This is a genomic window from Pseudanabaena sp. UWO311 (assembly GCF_006937785.1).
Lineage (GTDB): Bacteria > Cyanobacteriota > Cyanobacteriia > Pseudanabaenales > Pseudanabaenaceae > Pseudanabaena.
The window spans coordinates 68507-85910 of record NZ_SJEE01000015.1 but is presented as its reverse complement, the minus strand read 5'-3'; the positions used below and the strand labels follow the sequence as shown (position 1 = coordinate 85910).

Below are 17404 nucleotides of genomic sequence, written 5' to 3'. Positions count from 1 at the left end.
TTTGGGTTTTAACAAAGTGTAATAGAACTCATGTTCTATTACACTTTGTTTCGTAGTAGAGCAAGTTAATCAAGTCACTCAAGTAGTTAGACAGTCCAATGCCATGATTTTGTAAAAGAGAAGTAAATATCTCTTGACTACACAAAGGAGCAATCTAAATGTCAGTAACACTCGAAGACAATAAACGTACTGCGATCGCAGTCAAATTGGCAGACATGAAAGCTACTCAAAACCTACTGATTGCTAATGAAAAGAGCTTGATCGCCGCCTGTCCTGATCGCGAAATCACTAATCGTTTAGAAGGATTTCTCAGAGATGACCAGAAAAACTTGGGTATCATCGACACAGTGATCGTTCAGTATGGAATTAAGGCTGAAGCTAAGCCTAGTGTCCAGAAAGCGATTGAAGAAGTCGAATCGATGATGGAAAATCCAGATCTCACTTTGTTTGATAAAGTGGCTAAGCATGAGCTTCTCAAACACACTCAAGCAATGGCAGGAGTCCTCGTTCATAAGGCTGGTCAAGTCGTTGGTGCAGACATTGCTGTAGCGATCGCTCCCCTGAATGCGGTCAACTTTGAAAATCGTGGACATGAAGAGCAACTCAAAGGGATCATGGAATCTCTGAGTACGATGGAACTAACTGGTAAGCCTTCTGACAGTGGACTGTGGTCAAGGGTGCAAGACACCATCGCCGCGCTAAGTGGTCTTGCAGGCAGTCTCATCAATGGCAGCGATCATGAGATCGCTATTTGTGATTTGATTCGACTCGATCATACTAAGGTCTTTGCTCTGCTTTCTCAGATTAAAGCCACTGACGATCCTCAAAAGCTAGAAGAGTACTTTGGGCAGGTCTACCAAGACTTGAGCGCTCACTCTGCCGCCGAGGAGGAAGTTATCTATCCAGTTGTGCGTCCTTACTACAACGGCATTCAGCATCTGTATGAAAAACAAGCAGATATGAAGCAAAAGCTTGAACAGATCAAAGCCATGAACTGCGCTGATACGGTGGCTTTTAAAGCTGCGGTGGAGCTTTTGGCATTGGATGTCAATGCTCATATTAAAGAAGAAGAGGATGAAATGTTCCCTCGCATTAATGGTAGCTTTGGCGACGAACAACAGAAGCAACTCGCGACTGATTTCAAGACTGCCAAGAGCAAGATTCAAGATCATCGACTCGCTTCTGCTTCTCACTAAATTTTCGAGTTCTTACATCAAACCATATAGCAATCCTAAATGAGATGTGAGAAAGCCAATGGGCTTAAGCCCATTGTTATATAGCAAAGCAAGTTTTACTTTGGACATAAAACCCAAGAAGCGCTGCAACACGCTTCTTGGGTTTTGGCTTAAATATGGTTCCCCTCAGAATTGGGGGCTAGGGAGGCAAAAACTACAATTCTTAAATGGGTTCTAAGACCTCAAAAAAACCAAAGATTATAGAAAAAAAACACTAATATCTCGTTAAAGCGGACTAAGATGGGCGCGATCGCAACGCTATTTATATTTAATTAAGATTTCATCCCCCATAAAAATGAGGAATTGATGAGTTTTTTTATTGGAAATGTTTACTATCAAACAATTACAGCTGTAATTGGCACATCGCTCCTACCCATGCGAAACATTTATAGATAGTTAACTAAATACCTATTCGTGTTTTGTAGAAGTATTGTTTGGATGTGATTAAGTTCTATATACATCTAAATCGTGTATCTGATTTTTTAATTGCAATTTGTATAACGTAAGCATTAAAAAGTATTGGAGCTTATCGACCTATGGCAAAGCGATCACTACAAACGTCGCCATCTGGAGCCAAAAAAGCTAAACAGCAATTTATTGCTAAAGGATGGACTCAGGAGTATCTAGCTAACGAAGTAGGAATTAAAACGAGACAACCAATTTGGCGTTTTTTTGCGGGACAAGCGATTGAACGTTATACATTTTTTGAGCTTTGCACGAGACTAGATCTGGACTGGCGAGATATCGCTCTCAATCCTCCATTGGATTATACCGATCTCACTAAAAGCGGTGAAAATATTGATGGAAATGACATCGCGTCAATAGGAATAGATGCCTTAGTGCAAATGGTGCGATCGCAACGAATGGATAAGATTAACCATCAATGCGGCATCTTACAACTATTAGATATTAATCGTCCTGTTTCCATCGATCATATCTATATTGACGTAAATATTTTAGAGCAAATCTCCAGTCAGCAATGGTTAGAAGCCTCTGAAATCAATAGCCTCAAGCCCGAAGATATTGATCGATTCGGATTAGGTGAAATCTCAGAAAGCCAAATTTCTGGTATGCAAGCAGTAGAAAAATTTAGCAAACTGCGAGTACTAGGTCGCCCTGGTTCTGGCAAGTCTACATTTCTCAAACATTTAGCAATGCAATGCAACAGCAATCAGTTTGGTTCAGATAAAATCCCTATCTTTATCGTATTGCGGGATTTTGCCGAAAGCTGTCAAGATAGTCATCATGCAGATTTATTAGAATATATCCATCAAGAGTTTCTCACCTCAGATATCTCCCAACCAACAATCATTAAGAAACTCCTGCAAAGTGGCAGAGTTTTGCTCTTAATTGATGGCATGGATGAAGTTTGCCATGAAGATGAACATATTATTTTGAATGAGGTTCGTCGATTTTGCGACAAATACCATCGCAATCAGTTTGTTGTAGCTTGTCGCACGGCGGCTCAGAGGCTATCACTCAATGGATTCACTGATGTAGAGATTTCTCCCTTTACCGAAACCCAAATCGTTGCTTTTGCCAAGAAATGGTTTGTCGAATTTAGCAGAACTAATGAATCAAAAGGGCTGGTGAGTGCATCAGAATTCATGAAGAATTTGGAGTTGCCAGAAAATTGGCGATTTCGCCGACTGGTTACCACGCCGTTATTTTTGCATTTAGCCTGTTCCATATTTCAACGTCAAGATAAGTTTCCTCTGAAGCAAGCGGAATTTTATAAGCAAGGTATGGATCTGCTATTAGGAAAATGGGATGAAGCAAGAGGCATTGAACGGGATCAAGTATATCAAGGATTTTTACTGCCGCAGAAGCTAAAACTATTGAGTCAGATTGCCTCAGCCACCTTTGAGAAAGGTCAATACTTTTTTGAAGAAGGTGTGATTGAGCAACATATTAGTGACTATGTGCAAAATCTCCCTGACGCAAGTACCGATCCTGAAGAGATTCAACAGGCAAGTGCATCAATACTTCGGGCGATCGAGTCTCAAAATGGTCTGCTAGCCGAACGAGCAAGGGGTATCTTCTCGTTCTCCTATTTGGCATTACAAGAATATTTCACAGCGCGAAAGATCGTCGCTAGTCATAATCTCCAATCATTAGGGGACTCTTTGCAGGGACTAGTAACCCATATTACCGATCCCTATTGGCGAGAAATCTTTTTGCTGACAGCAAGTATGCTCCGTAGTGCCGATGGATTAGTGGAATTAATGAAGCAAGAAATTGATGCCCTTGTCTCTGAAGATCCTTATCTACAAGAGTTTTTAACATGGGCAAACCAAAAAGCAGAAAACAATCCCCCTGAATCTAAACCTGCTACAGAACGCGCCTTTTACCTGGCTTTATCTCGTACACCGCATCTTGTTCCTGATTTCGCTCTAGCCTGTACCTTAGACAAAGGTGTCTTATTAGATGTTGCTTTAGATGACTTATTGCAAGAATGTGTATTAAATAAGAGTAAGGATTTTGCCTGTGTATATGCCTGTAGCGATTCTCTGAGCAATATTTTAGGGATGGTAGTAGATTTAGGGTTCCATAAATCGCTGCAACAACTTAGTGATAAATTACCAAATGGCGATCATAGTAAAAGCAGTTTTGAGAAATGGTGTAAAAACAACTATGCAACTTGGGTAAACCAGTTGCGTGAGTCGATCGCTACCCATCGCGACATTGGTAATCAATGGAACTTTGATCCTAATCAGCAGATGGTATTACAAAGCTATTACAATGCTAATCAGCTGCTACTCGATTGCCTCAATAGTAATTGCGAAGTCACTACAGGCATTCGTGAAGAAATAGAAGCAAGTTTATTGCTACCACAAAAAGAGCTAGAAATTCGCGAATGGAAGTAAATAAGAGAGATGTACTCTGTGTACATCCCTCTTATTTACTTTTAGATGTTGGGACTTACGCAAAACCTCTTGCAAAAAGCATTTCATGGTAGGGGCGATTCATGAATCGCCCCTACCATGAAATGCTTTTTGCGTAAGTCCCTTAAGTTTTGTAATGAAGTCAATGATTGACCTGATCTCACATATCAAATCAATCATTGATCTGACAAGGTAGTTATAGAAACCTTTAGGAGAAACTCTATGACTATATCAACTGAGCAAAAAACTATGCCTGACGAAATTAATCAGGCGCATGGTCACACAGTCGATACTGAAGGCTTACTCAATAACTATGCGATCGAGCCAGAAATGTATGAAGAAGATGGCAACTCTCTATCCGAATTAATCAATAGAGTCACTGTAGTTGATATCTTTGATGCCGAAGAAGAAGCTAAAAGCGCTATGTTGTCAATGGAGCAAAAAGGTCTGCGAGTTACGAATATGTCGATCGTAGCTAAAACCTATCAAGACCCTAAAAGCTCAATAAATTGGAAAACCATTACTGCGGAAGGTGGATTGGCTAAGGTTTTAACCAAATTAGGAATTAGCAAGCAGTCAATTTCAAAATTCGTAGAAGCCGTTGACAATGGGAAGTTCTTGGTGATTGAGATTGGCAACGATCGCGAAGCTACTCAAGTGCAGCATGTCCTAGAAAAAGCTGGACATACCATGCAATAGACAAGGCAGCGCTATGCGCCGATACAATCCCAAATAATTTGAGAGAGTGCCCCAATGGGCACTCTCTCAAATTATTTGGGATTGTACATAAATTAGGATTTCTATATTTCAATTCCAGATATTTTAAGGAGAGAATTGATGATGATGCGAACTCAGTACAAAACTATTAATTCTGATCATACGAGTAATCTGGGAATGGAGGATGTCCACACAGGAACTAGTACAAGATGGCTAGACACCAGTGCGATCGCGCCAGAGATGTATGCAGAAAATGGCAATCCCTCATCTCAATCAGAAAATATATTTACTGTGATAGATACATTTTCCTCTAGGATAGAAGCTAGAAAAGCCATATCAGAACTGCAACGTCAAGGCTTATGCTCCTCTCAGATTGTCGTCATCACGAAGAATTATCAAGAACACGAAAATTCAATAAACTGGGAATATATCGCTGCTGATGATAGTTTACTAGCAGTTTTATCAGGTTTAGGAATTGATATTCATGATGTTTTGCAATTTGAATATGCAGTCAAAATGGGCAAGTTTTTAGTGGCAGCAATTGTTACCAATCATTCCGCGAGTCAGGCTCAATATCTTCTGGAAAATATTGGACATAGAGTTATTTCCGTTTATTAAGTCCCATGAATCCCCAAAAAAAAGTGCCCGCTATGCGGGCACTTTTTTTTGGGGATTCATGTAGGGTGCGCTAGAGAGCGCGTAACGCACCTATGTGTAGGGGCTGCGCCCCCGTGCCAGCCCCACACCTTGGCGATCGCAGGAATTTTATCTGCGTAAGGCTAGCTACTTAGTTCATTACCTAAAGGAGAGTTGTGGCGCAAAGCGCTGCAACTCTCCTTTAATGATTGATATAAAATAGAAAAATTCAAATCAATAGAGTGAATATGCTCACAGCCATTAACCAAATCGAGACCATCTCATTATTGCAACAAATTCAATGGGTTGCCGATCCAGTAGGGTATATGGAGACGGCAGCGCGAAAACATCCAGATATTTTTACATCTCAGATTATTGGCTTTGGCAACTCAATCATATTCGTAAACGAACCTCAAGCCATTCAGCAGTTACTGACAAACGATCGCAAACAATTTAGCGCCCCTGGTGAGCTAAATGCCATCTTAGAGCCGATATTGGGTCGATCAGGTGTCATCATGCTAGATGGCGATCGCCATAGAAAACGCAGACAACTGATCATGCCATCATTTCATGGCTCCCGAATGCAAAATTATGGGCAGTTAGTTACCGAGATCACAACTAAAGTATTTGACAAATTATTCGCAAATAAAATGACAAATCCCAACTTTCTTGCCCGTGAGGCAATGCAAGATATCTCATTGCAAATCATCTTACAAGCAGTATTTGGTCTATATGAAGGAGAGCGTTGTCAACAGCTCAAGATGCTCATGTATAAAATGAGTGAGCTATTTACTTCACCTTTATCTTCTTCCTTTCTCTTCTTCCCAGCCATTCAAAAAGATCTTGGGGCTTGGAGTCCTTGGGGCAATTTGGTGCGACAAAGGGAGCGAATTGATCAATTAATCTATATGGAAATTGCGGAACGTCGCGCCAATCTCGATCTTAATCGTACTGACATTCTATCGATGCTAATGACTGCAAGGGATGAAGAAGGTAATCCTATGACAGATTTGGAGTTGCGCGATGAACTTCTAACATTATTATTTGCAGGGCATGAAACTACAGCAACGGCTATGTCTTGGGCTTTGTACTGGATTCATCATTTACCAGATGTCAAAGAGAAACTATTGCATGAGTTAAAGAGCATCACCGATCCAACGGATTGGATGAGCATTTTTCGATTGCCATATCTAACCGCTGTTTGTAATGAAACTTTGCGGATTCATCCTGTGGCGATGCTGACTTTTCCCAGAGTTGTAGTAGAGCCTGTGGAACTATTGGGGTACAAACTAGAGTCAAATACAATTGTGATTGGTTGCATCTATCTCTTACATCATCGTGAAGAATTGTATCCTGATGCCGAGCAATTCAAGCCTGAGCGGTTTCTCGATCGCCAATTTTCTCCCTACGAGTTTATGCCATTTGGCGGCGGTGTACGGCGGTGTGTGGGTGAGGCATTAGCCCAATTTGAGATGAAGATCGTTTTGGCAACAATTCTCTTGAATTATGATTTGGAGTTAAGCGATCGCAAACCAGTTAAGCCACAACGCCGAGGTGTGACGCTTGCCCCTGCTGGCGGCATCAAAATGACTTTAAAATAGATCTTAAGGAAGTTTGGGAGCAAACTCGTATGCGATATTTTCTGTTATGGTTTCTTTCCTTAATGTTTGCGATGATGTCGCTAAGTTTGCCCAAACCTGCGCGATCGCAATCTAATTACCCATCGCAATATCCTGATAATTCTGATAACCATTCAAGAACCCCTTCTAGCGGTGGCTTTAATCCGTTAATACTTTTAAATCTGATCAATTCCTTAAGTCGTTCTGGCAATAACGACCAACAGCAAGTTGATTTATCTCCTGACATCGCTGAAATCCGTGGACAAATTGGGCGCTTGTATTTTCTCTTAGCGCGGCAATATGCCGCTCAGAACCAATTACCTCAAGCTTGTAATGCTCTCGAAAAAGGATATAGCGCCGAATTAGAAGCTTATTTACTCAAACGAATGCGATCGCCGAAGCCTGACAGCGATGACTGCTATGCCTCAGAGGTGCAGCGCATCTCACAACTGACAGGAAGCCCGACCGCCCTGATTTATGTCACTACTTCTAAAGGTGGTTTAGAACTAATTGGAGTACCGCCATCTAGGCCCAGCCGACCTGCGGGAATATTCTCACGCACTCGGATTGGCGCAAAGTCTTTGCAAGAAAAAATTGGGCTGCCAATCGCTCAAACCAATCAAAGCAACGGCATTCCCTTTCGGAAGGTTGCCTACAATGTCACCACAGAAGAAGTCGATCGCGTGATCATTGACTTTCGCAATAATTTACGTGACACCAGTTCCAATGATTTTTTACCCCAGTCACAGCAGCTTTATGATTGGGTCGTGCGCCCGATGGAACCTGAGTTAGAAAAGGCACAGGTAAAAACACTGGTATTTGTGATGAATGGTAATTTGCGTGTAGTACCGCCAGCAGCCTTTCATGACGGCAAGCGTTATCTCGTTGAGAAATATGCTGTTACAACAATTCCATCATGGCAGTTAACGGAACCAAATCATCCTGATCGCGCCTTGACTCCGCAAATTTTAGCAATGGGACTGTCTGAGTCAGTTGAAGGCTGGTCGCCATTGCCAGCTACTAAAGTAGAGGTTGAGACGATATCCTCGCAAGTGCTCATTGGCAAAACCTTTATGAATAGTGCCTTTACCAAGGATAATCTGCGCTCGCAAATCAGTAGTCAAAATTTTGGGATTATCCATCTGGCGACCCATGCCAAATTTGTCAAAAATTCACCACAGGAATCTTTCATTCAATTGTGGGGCGATCGCCTACAAATGAATCAAATCTCGAAAATGAATCTCGTAACCGATCTCTTAACTCTCAGTGCCTGTGAAACTGCCGTGGGACAAAATCTGGGCTTGGCAGGTTTGGCGGTAGATTCTGGCGCAAAGAGCGTGTTGGCTTCTCTCTGGACAGTCAGTGATGCAGGCACGGCTCCCTTGATGATTCGTTTTTATCGTGGCTTACCTACAGCCCCAAGTAAAGCGATCGCCCTGCAAGAGGCTCAGTTAGCCTTTTTGCGTGGAGAAGTAACCATTAAGAATAATCAGATTATTGGGGTGAAAGGATTCCCGAATATTCCCTTTCTCATTGATACCAGAGGCGTTGATCTGAAGCATCCTTTCTTTTGGTCTTCATTTACCTTGGTCGGTAACTGGTTATAAAACAAAATCAATGAGTTTGCCATTTGCGCCGTGCTTCGCACAGCCCTAAATGTTATAAAAGCGAAAACATAGCGCTTCGCGCTATGTTTTCGCTTTTATAACATGATTGTAAACCTACACGAAGCAAATTTTGATGAAAACGGAGGGGATGGCATACTAGCGATCGCTAATTATCGAAAAGACCATGCAAAATTCTGATTATTTTGAAGGCTTAACTTGGACACCTGAAGCAAAAATCAAGTACAAAAATATCCCCTACTTTGTGCGATCGCAGGCGCGTCTGAAAATCGAGCAACTAGCTCAAGCCGCAGGTAGTGATACGATTACCGCAGAAATTGTTGAAAAAGCAAGGGTTGAGTTTGGCCAGTGAATAATGCATCAAAGAATAGCAATCGCGGTTATTTGTTAACAGAGCAAGCAAATCCCCACAGTCAAAATCTGGATCGGCTCAGCGCCTTAGAAATTGTCGAACTTTTTAATCGAGAGGATGCCAAGGCTGTAGCCGCAGTTGGACGAGAAAAAGAAGCGATCGCCGCCGCGATTACCTGCATTGCTGAAGCGATCGCTAATGGCGGTCGATTGTTTTATGTTGGCGCTGGTACTAGTGGACGACTTGGTGTCCTTGATGCCGCCGAATGTCCACCCACTTTTTGCAGTGATCCTGAGTTGATACAAGGCATCTTGGCGGGTGGGATGAACGCAATGGTACGCAGCTCTGAAGCACTTGAAGATCGTGAAGATGATGGCGCAGCCGCGATTACCGAAAGAAATATTAGCGATCGCGATGTTGTTTTTGGCATTACCGCAGGCGGAACCACACCCTATGTCCATGGAGCGCTTAAAGAAGCCCAAAAACGCGGAGCGAAAACGATCTTTTTTTGCTGTGTACCACCTGATCAATTTCCGATCCAGTACGATATCGAGATTCGTCCGCTAGTTGGGGCAGAGATTTTGGCAGGATCTACCAGACTTAAAGCAGGGACAGCCACAAAATTAGTTTTAAATACGGTTTCGACAGGGGTAATGGTGCAGCTAGGTAAGGTTTATGGCAATCGGATGATTGATGTCTCTGTCACCAATAGCAAACTCGAAGATCGGGCTATTCGGATTATTCGCGATCTCACATCGCTTAGCCGTGAGGAATCTGCAAAATTACTAGAGCGATCGGGCAAACGAGTCAAATTAGCTTTGTTAATGCATTGGAAGGACGTAGATGTCGCCATCGCCGAGCAATTGTTGCAAAATACTCAAGGTCATCTTGGAAAAGCCATGATGTAGATGAGGGCGCTTTACTCCCTCATCTACATTATTCGCCAGTGAAACACCAGTAATTCTCATTATAAAAATCGGTTTTTTGAAAGCCCGCCTACGGCGGGCTTTCAAAAAACCGATTTTGGTGTTTCAAGCGCCTTTGGCGCTTGAAACACCAAAATCGGTTTCATAAGGAGAATTGCTGGTGAAATACTGCACAAATAGCCGTTTAAAGTAAGATATGTTAAGAAAAAAAAGTAGAAACTATGACAGGCGCAGAACTTCGTCAGGCGATCGCCAATAAATGGGACTACTCCTATGACGTACAATTACGCAAAACCCAAGGCAAAATTTTCTTGCAGGTAATGTGGCGCTATCAAGAGCAACAGTCTTTTTCGATGAGTGAGACAGAATTTATTCAACATCTTGATGTGATTGCCTCATATCTGAGCGATTGGGCTGTAGTTGAGCAAGTTCAAAAATTTATCGAAATCACCAAAGAACGCCCCCGTCTCGGCAAAGCTGTCAGCATTCCCCTGCAAATTGGTGAGCGATCGCTAGAGTGGCTCATTGGGAACTAAGAATTTTTGCTGCAATGCTTTGTAAAGCACTACAGCACTTCTCATTATGCAAACGATTTTGGTGTTTCCAGCGCCAAAGGCGCTGGAAACACCAAAATCGTTTTTTTTGAAAGTCCGCCTAAGGCGGACTTTCAAAAAAACGATTTTTATAATGAGAATTTATGACTGCATCAACAATGCTTGGTTGGAAAGCGAGTAAATGCTATAAAAGTTAATACAATCAATAAAAGTATGGTGTGTTGCTGACTTTCTAAGCTAAAGATTGTACGATTGTGTTGTAATACTTTCTATAACCTTAAATTTCCAAAAGATTTCATTTTATTAAGTTACATCGCTCTAACCATACCTAAGTCTAAATACGTCAGGGCAAAAATATGAGTCAAGCAGGAGCTAACCCATGGGATCGCCAATTTGTTAACCTTGGGCGAATCATGCAGTTCTTGCGTGATGAAGATAGTATTGACAACCTATTAACTGCAACGCTCGATTATCTTCGAGATAATTTTGAGTACAAACTTCTCTGGATTGGACTTTATGACGCTGAGAACCACCGACTTACAGGTAAAGGTGGTACGACACCTGCGGGTGAAATTAAATTTTTAAAAGATAGATTTAATCTCAATGCGGGCGATTTGCTCGATCAGGTGGTTTTGCAACGCAAGCCTGTGCCGATCGCCGATCTACGCCAAGAGAAACGTAGTGGCGAATGGCAAAAATTAGCTCAAAAATTTGATATCCAAGGCACATTGCTTTGGCCGATCTATCATCGCGATCGCAGCTTTGGGGTAGTCCTCTTAGGCTCCAATCTGTGGAATGTCACCCCGCGCAACGAAGAAAGAGCAAGGCTTTCTGTAGTCCTTGGTGCGCTTGGCTCCACCCTGAGCCGCCTTGATGACGATTGGCATCATCACAATACCAAGCGCCCTGATGAACCACTACTGCAAATTCTCTCAAAAATTCGGAATGTGCCAGCACTAACTGAACGACTTGAAGAGATTGTTCAGGAAACTCACAACTTTGTTATGCCCGATCACACCAATATTTACTGGTTTGAACGCGAGCATCAATATTTTTGGCGGCGGATAGCCAATCGCCAGCCAGGTCCAAAAATCAAGCAAGTAGTTGACAATACGGCTGGAGTAACTGTCCAAAATGCCCCTAGTTTGTATCACGCTCTGTCTAAAGATCAAGTAGTGGTGGTAGTTGATGCCAAATCCATGACCAAGGGCGAAGTTAGCAATCGCGTTATGGAACAATTTGGTGCGGTTTCTATCATTATTGCGCCAATATTTTTCCAATCAGAATTGTTAGGTTTTTTGTCAGTAGAAGGTGATGAACCCCGTCTCTGGACTGACGATGAGCGCAATTTTGTCCGTGGTGCTGCTCAATTAGCGGCCATTACTGCACCTCTGGAAGAGATGGAAGTTACCCTCGATCGCATTGCTTCCGATCAAATTCTCACCGCAGGAATCGCCAGAGCTATATATTCTGATAGCGATTGGCAAAGCGCCCTCGATCAAGCTGCTGAACAGTTATGTCAGAGATTAGGGCTGGAACGTTTTTGGGTGGCAACCTACGACAAAGACAATGATGTGTTTCGGATCGATTTTCAATATCATCCTAAAAATCGCCGCCCAATCCCTTCTGTTTTGCCAGGATTAGCGACCGTTGATGTGCAGATGATGGAGCAGTCCACTGATGCAGCAACTGTTGAGAATCTCGACAGCGATTTTAAATTTCTGTCATGGCGAAATTCATTAATTGATCTTGATGTGCGATCAATGATCGTCAGTAGCACTTCAATTGGTAAGACACTCGAAGGTATCCTCGCAGTTGCCCATGAAGCACCACGTACATGGTCTCGTCCAGAAAGAGAAATGGTCCAAGCTGTTGCTCAGCAGATTGGGTTAATCGTTCACCAAAATGAGTTGCAGCGCTTATCCGATGAACGCCAAAAGTCTCATCAAGCTGTTCAGTTTGGTTTAGTCGCACTCCAACAATGCAATGCTCTTGAGAAGTTGCATCATACAGCGACGCAATTAATGGCGCAGGTTACGCAATCCCCTCTGGCAGTATTAGTAGTATGGCTACCAGGTCGGCAAGGTGGACAAATTGCTTCAGTGTTTGCTAGCCGTGATGAGTATCAGCTCACGATCAGCGAAACTTTAATTGCGATCGAAGAAGATCCGCTTGCACAGTGGGCAATCCAAAGTGAAGGAATTTTGCCTCTAAGTATTCATGACTTACCAGAACAGACTAAGGCATGGCTAAATGCGCCTGCTCTTGGACATTTATTAGTAACTGCATTACGAACAACTCCCGATCACCAGCCAACTGGAATGATTTTGGTTGCCGATCGCGTAGGGCGGCGTTGGGTTGATCGCCAATTGCAGGCATTTAATATGCTGGCAAATCAGCTATCTTGGTCTCGTCGTCACCTGTTACTCGTCGATCATCTTAAGCACAATCGTCAAGAACTAGAACGACTTAATTGGTACAAGCATCGTCGTTTGGAAGATATCTATCGTACAGTTAGTTCGGGAGTCCAGCGTTTATTGGATGCTGATGCTCGTGCTAATGGAACTGGAGGAATCAACAATATTACTTTGCAAAGTTCTCTTAAGCAATTACAGGGTTCTCTATCTCCACTCCCACAGATTATCCGTAAAGAGCAATGGCGCTTGCGTCCCAACTATGAGACTGCTCCTCTAGCTGGTATGCTCAAACGGGCTTTGGAAAGAGTTGATTCGCTCATAAAACAACGCCAAATTTGGTCGCAAGTTCATAACCAAGCCAATGTAGTCGTTGGTGGGGACATCGCTAAGATGGAAATGATCTTAAACGAGTTGCTGCTATTTGCCTGTGGGCGATCTGATGTTGGCGGTCGAATTGATCTTTGGTGTCGTCAAATAGATGAAAAGCTTCTAGAGCTATCAATTACCGATTATGGCGTGGTTGATGCTTCCTTATTGCAGGAGTTGCATCAAGGCAGAGCGATCGATCCTCTATCTCCATCGTTGTTAGATCAGCCTCCTGGCTTGCATCTCGCTATCTGCCAGACTCTTATGGTGGAGGCAGGTGGAGAGCTATCTCTCTATCAACTAGAAGACAATCGCATTCTCAGTCGTCTAATTTTGCCTCTATCTAGTTCTTAATCCCAAAGTATAAGAGCATGTTTGAGAAGTTTAAGGAATCTATCTAAATCTCGATTTATAGTTGTGATTCTAAGCGATCGCGCTTTATAGCAATTCAGTAGCAACAAAAAAAGAATGATGTCGGTGCGAATCACCACCATCATTCTTTTTTTGGAAATCTTGTTCCCTCCCCTTTACAAGAGGAAAGCTAGGGTGGGGTAAATCTTGAATAAGAAATCACCTAATTTAAGAAGGCTGGTTAAGACTCATGCCATTCGACTCAGCATAGCGATTCATAAATCTCAAAAAGCGTTGCCAATCGCGATCGCCCTCAATTTTATAAATTGCTTCAATCCCCGCAGGCTTACCATTGATGAATTTGGCGTTGACATTTCGGGTAATCATCTCACCTTCCTCATCAATCATATACATCCCTAAAATCTCGTTAGTGGAAGCGTTTTCACCAGTCATACAGTTAAGCGCATTGAAGATAAACACAGCAACACTGGTATCTCCATCTTTAGATCTTGTAATTTTTACGTCTGTTGCTTCTTCATCAATGCCGCGTGTTAACTGTAGCTTAGCTGTCATTTTGTTAAACCTTGATTTCAAATTTTGAAAAAACTTTTTAAAAGTATATTTGTATTAACATAACTCAAAATCACTGTCTATGGATAGCAAATGCATTGCTTTGCACTATATTTACTTGGTTTACGGCTTAATCAAATACAACAGTTCTCAGCCCCAAATCTGAGTTTGCCGATTGTCCGTAAATTAGTACACGGTTGTCTAAATGTTGCCTGACGGCTCTAGCTAAGACAATCCGCTCTAAGTCTTTACCTTTACGAATTAGATCAGTAACCGAATCACGATGCGAAACTCGAATCACATCCTGTTCGATAATTGGCCCCTCATCTAGTGCTTCAGTTACGTAATGAGCCGTTGCCCCAATAATTTTTACACCACGCTTATAGGCGCGATGATAGGGATTTGCACCTGCAAAGGCTGGTAAGAATGAATGGTGAATATTAATTACCTGCGAGAACTGAGACAGAAAGTCTGGGCTCAAAACTTGCATGTACTTTGCTAGAACTACTAGATCAATCTTGTATTGCTTGAGTAAGGCGAGTTGCTGTTTTTCCTGCTCCAACTTATTTTCAGAGGCGATCGCAATGTGATGGTAATTAATCCCAAAATTATGCGCGACTTTTTCTAAATCAGGATGATTGCTAATTACTACAGGGATCACAGCCGATAGCTCATGCGATCGCTGCCGCAAAATCAAGTCATATAGACAGTGATCCTGTTTCGAGACAAAAATGGCAATACGGCGCACATAATCAGAAAACTGAATGCTCCATTTGGCTTTTATCTCGGTTGCCAATTTCTCGAAAGTCGGCACAATTTCTTCTCTTGCAAGATCAAATGTTTCTAACTCCCACTCAACTCGCATCAAAAACAGTCCAGCCGTACTATCCGAATGTTGATCAGCATGGAGAATATTGCCATCATGGGAAAACACCCAATCTGAAATTTTTGCCACTAAGCCTTTTTGGTCAGGACAAGAAACAAGTAGAGTCGCAGTAGTCATAGTGTTCATCGCCTTTCTACGGCGCTTTGCGTTTATGTAAAAATACAAAAGTTTTGTTGACTCTATAGCTTTGCAATAGAGTCAACAAAACTTTTGAGGTTTGGTTGCCATAGATATTTTCGCAGATCAATCTTACCTACATCATTAAAGCTAATTCCTTCGTTTTCCAATAGAGTTCGCTGCAAATAGTCTGTACCAAATCTTAAAGGCGAAAGTGAAATTTCACCCTTAGCATTGACCACACGTTGCCAAGGAATATCTGAAGTTTTCATGTCAACTCGATAGAGAGCATAGCCAACTAAACGCGCTTTTCCAGCCAAACTTGCCAGTTCTGCAACTTGCCCATAGGTAGCAACTCTTCCTTGGGGAATTTGCCGCACAATTTCATAAATGCGATCGTAAGTTGTTTGGGTATTACTACTCATGGCTGTTGACTATAGTGCGAATTTATACGTTTTACAGATTTAGTGACCTAAGTCACTTCCAATTCCGTAAAACTTTAGCTATGATATTAAATGTCAAATCATCAAGACATTTGCACTGGAGAAACTTCAATGCTAGCGGCGGAATGTATCGATTCCAGAGCACCTATAAATATTGAGGAAAAGCGACGAACGACTACACGCATTGCTATGCGCGTACCGAGAAGCTGCTACGGGGAACCAATCATTTCTCGCCTCTCTTGTGAACATGGATTAACGGTGACCATTATTGCGGCACTTCTTGGCGAAAGTCCAGAAGATGACGGCTGGTTTACCTTGGAGCTTACTGGAACAACACAGCAGATTCAAAGCGGAATCATTTATCTAGAAGAGCTAGATTTAGAAATTTGGGATAAAACGGCTGTCGAAGACGAAAGCTGGTAAAAAACAAAAAAGGCTTGCGTAGCAAGCCTTTTTTGTTTTTTAGTCAAGAAGCCTAATCTCCTTGATATACCAATTTTCAAAGCGGCAATGCCATTTTAAAAATTCAAAGCCCTTACTGGGTTTTAACAGCAATTCTCATTATGAAAACGATTTTGGTATTTCCAGCGCCAAAGGCGCTGGAAATACCAAAATCGTTTTTTTTTGAAAGCCCGCCGTAGGCGGGCTTTCAAAAAAACGATCTTTAATAATGAGAATTGCTGGATTTTAAAGCAAAACATGGCGTAGCCATGTTTTGTTTTAGTATTACTTGTTAGGCTGAGGAGTCATACGCAAATATGGCTTGATCGGATTGAAACCTTTAGGGAACTTGGTCTTAGCTTCTTCGTTAGAAACTGAAGGCACAATTACACAATCATCACCATCTTTCCAGTTAGCAGGTGTAGCGACGCTGTAATTGTCGGTAAGTTGTAGCGAGTCAATCACGCGTAAGATCTCGTCAAAGTTACGACCTGTGCTAGCAGGATAGGTCAAGCTGAGGCGAAGTTTCTTGTTGGAGTCAATGATAAACACCGATCGCACGGTCAAGGTATTACCTGTTGCCGAGTTGGGGTGAATCATGTCATAAAGTTCGGAAACTTTTTTGTCTTCATCAGCAAGAATCGGGTAGTTAAGGGTAGCATTTTGAGTTTCTTCAATATCTCCAACCCATCCTTTATGGGACTCAACGCCATCGACGCTCAAGGCGATCGCCTTAATATTGCGCTTATCGAATTCTGGCTTGAGCTTAGCAACGGTTCCTAGCTCGGTAGTGCAAACTGGGGTGAAATCTTTGGGGTGAGAAAATAGAATCGCCCATTTATCGCCGATCCAGTCATGGAAGTTAATTACGCCTTCGGTGGAGTCTTGAGTAAAATCGGGTACGGTATCGCCTAAACGCAGTGTCATAGTTTTAGTTTGCTGTTTGAGTTCAGTCTTCTTTGTTACAAATCTAAGATACAAGAATACAGGAAAAATCGCTAGCCCCATAGGGCGGTATTCCCATCGCTTTACTGTAGATTATGACATTATCAAATAGAAAGTTGGGAAAAAGTTAACTAGAGTTAACGATTGACATTGGGCAATTTTTACCGCAGACTTAATAACTGCCAGTTAGAAACCAATTAATCTAGCTAACATCCAAATCGCGGAACTGGCGGAATTGGTAGACGCGCATGTTTCAGGTACATGTGTTGAAAGACTTGGGGGTTCAAGTCCCCCGTTCCGCATTAATCAATAAAAAAGG

At 42.3% G+C, this 17404-nt stretch carries 15 protein-coding genes and 1 tRNA gene; 12 read left to right on the top strand and 4 right to left on the bottom strand.

From position 1 onward, the window contains the following. The first annotated feature begins 158 nt into the window (after positions 1-158). The 10 genes from PseudUWO311_RS13100 (at position 159) to PseudUWO311_RS13055 (ending at position 13686) form a co-directional block, all read left to right on the top strand. The gene (locus PseudUWO311_RS13100; RefSeq protein WP_142655680.1) at positions 159-1196 is read left to right on the top strand and encodes a hemerythrin domain-containing protein; all 1038 of its coding nucleotides are present in this window, start codon (positions 159-161) and stop codon (positions 1194-1196) included. A 575-nt stretch (positions 1197-1771) separates the two neighbouring features. Continuing rightward, positions 1772-4102 (top strand): NACHT domain-containing protein, encoded by a 2331-nt coding sequence (locus PseudUWO311_RS13095; protein WP_142655679.1) that lies wholly within the window; start codon positions 1772-1774, stop codon positions 4100-4102. 240 nt (positions 4103-4342) lie between these two features. Then, complete coding sequence (locus PseudUWO311_RS13090; RefSeq protein ID WP_142655678.1) at positions 4343-4819, top strand: hypothetical protein; 477 nt, start codon at positions 4343-4345, stop codon at positions 4817-4819. A 138-nt stretch (positions 4820-4957) separates the two neighbouring features. Beyond that, entirely contained in the window at positions 4958-5455 is a 498-nt protein-coding gene (locus PseudUWO311_RS13085) for a hypothetical protein (protein WP_142655677.1), read from the top strand. A 266-nt stretch (positions 5456-5721) separates the two neighbouring features. After that, positions 5722-7074 (top strand): cytochrome P450, encoded by a 1353-nt coding sequence (locus tag PseudUWO311_RS13080; protein WP_142655676.1) that lies wholly within the window; start codon positions 5722-5724, stop codon positions 7072-7074. A gap of 29 nt (positions 7075-7103) precedes the next feature. After that, positions 7104-8699 carry a CHAT domain-containing protein gene (locus PseudUWO311_RS13075; RefSeq protein ID WP_142655675.1) on the top strand — a complete coding sequence of 532 codons (1596 nt, stop codon included), beginning with the start codon at positions 7104-7106 and terminating at the stop codon, positions 8697-8699. Between the two features lie 184 nt (positions 8700-8883). Continuing rightward, entirely contained in the window at positions 8884-9069 is a 186-nt protein-coding gene (locus tag PseudUWO311_RS13070; protein ID WP_142655674.1) for a PCP reductase family protein, read from the top strand. Beyond that, a complete protein-coding gene (murQ, locus tag PseudUWO311_RS13065) occupies positions 9066-9977 on the top strand; it encodes an N-acetylmuramic acid 6-phosphate etherase (RefSeq protein WP_142655673.1) in 912 nt (303 codons plus the stop codon). Before PseudUWO311_RS13070 ends, murQ begins: the two co-directional genes overlap by 4 nt. 239 nt (positions 9978-10216) lie before the next feature. Continuing rightward, complete coding sequence (locus PseudUWO311_RS13060; RefSeq protein WP_142655672.1) at positions 10217-10531, top strand: DUF3067 family protein; 315 nt, start codon at positions 10217-10219, stop codon at positions 10529-10531. Positions 10532-10905: 374 nt separating this feature from the next. Continuing rightward, positions 10906-13686, top strand: coding sequence for a GAF domain-containing protein (locus PseudUWO311_RS13055; RefSeq protein WP_142655671.1), 2781 nt, complete (start codon positions 10906-10908; stop codon positions 13684-13686). Positions 13687-13911: 225 nt separating this feature from the next. Here PseudUWO311_RS13055 and psb28 read toward each other — a convergent pair whose 3' ends face one another. The 3 genes from psb28 to PseudUWO311_RS13040 all read right to left on the bottom strand — a co-directional run bounded on the left by psb28 (position 13912) and on the right by PseudUWO311_RS13040 (position 15681). Further along, positions 13912-14256, bottom strand: a complete 345-nt coding sequence (gene psb28, locus PseudUWO311_RS13050) for a photosystem II reaction center protein Psb28 (RefSeq protein WP_142655670.1) — start codon at positions 14254-14256, stop codon at positions 13912-13914. A gap of 127 nt (positions 14257-14383) precedes the next feature. Beyond that, positions 14384-15256: a formyltetrahydrofolate deformylase gene (gene purU, locus PseudUWO311_RS13045; RefSeq protein WP_142655669.1), complete on the bottom strand. Its 873-nt coding sequence runs from the start codon at positions 15254-15256 to the stop codon at positions 14384-14386. Positions 15257-15318: 62 nt separating this feature from the next. Continuing rightward, on the bottom strand, positions 15319-15681 hold the full coding sequence (locus PseudUWO311_RS13040) for an MGMT family protein (protein WP_142655668.1): 363 nt from the start codon (positions 15679-15681) through the stop codon (positions 15319-15321). A 90-nt stretch (positions 15682-15771) separates the two neighbouring features. Between PseudUWO311_RS13040 and PseudUWO311_RS13035 the strand changes: the two genes are divergently transcribed. Then, positions 15772-16122 carry an NIL domain-containing protein gene (locus PseudUWO311_RS13035; protein ID WP_223807563.1) on the top strand — a complete coding sequence of 117 codons (351 nt, stop codon included), beginning with the start codon at positions 15772-15774 and terminating at the stop codon, positions 16120-16122. 303 nt (positions 16123-16425) lie between these two features. Here the strand turns inward: PseudUWO311_RS13035 and PseudUWO311_RS13030 are convergent, their stop codons facing one another. Next, positions 16426-17067 (bottom strand): peroxiredoxin, encoded by a 642-nt coding sequence (locus PseudUWO311_RS13030; RefSeq protein WP_103668158.1) that lies wholly within the window; start codon positions 17065-17067, stop codon positions 16426-16428. Between the two features lie 238 nt (positions 17068-17305). Between PseudUWO311_RS13030 and PseudUWO311_RS13025 the strand changes: the two genes are divergently transcribed. Next, a tRNA-Leu gene (locus PseudUWO311_RS13025) sits at positions 17306-17387 on the top strand. Positions 17388-17404 lie beyond the last annotated feature (17 nt).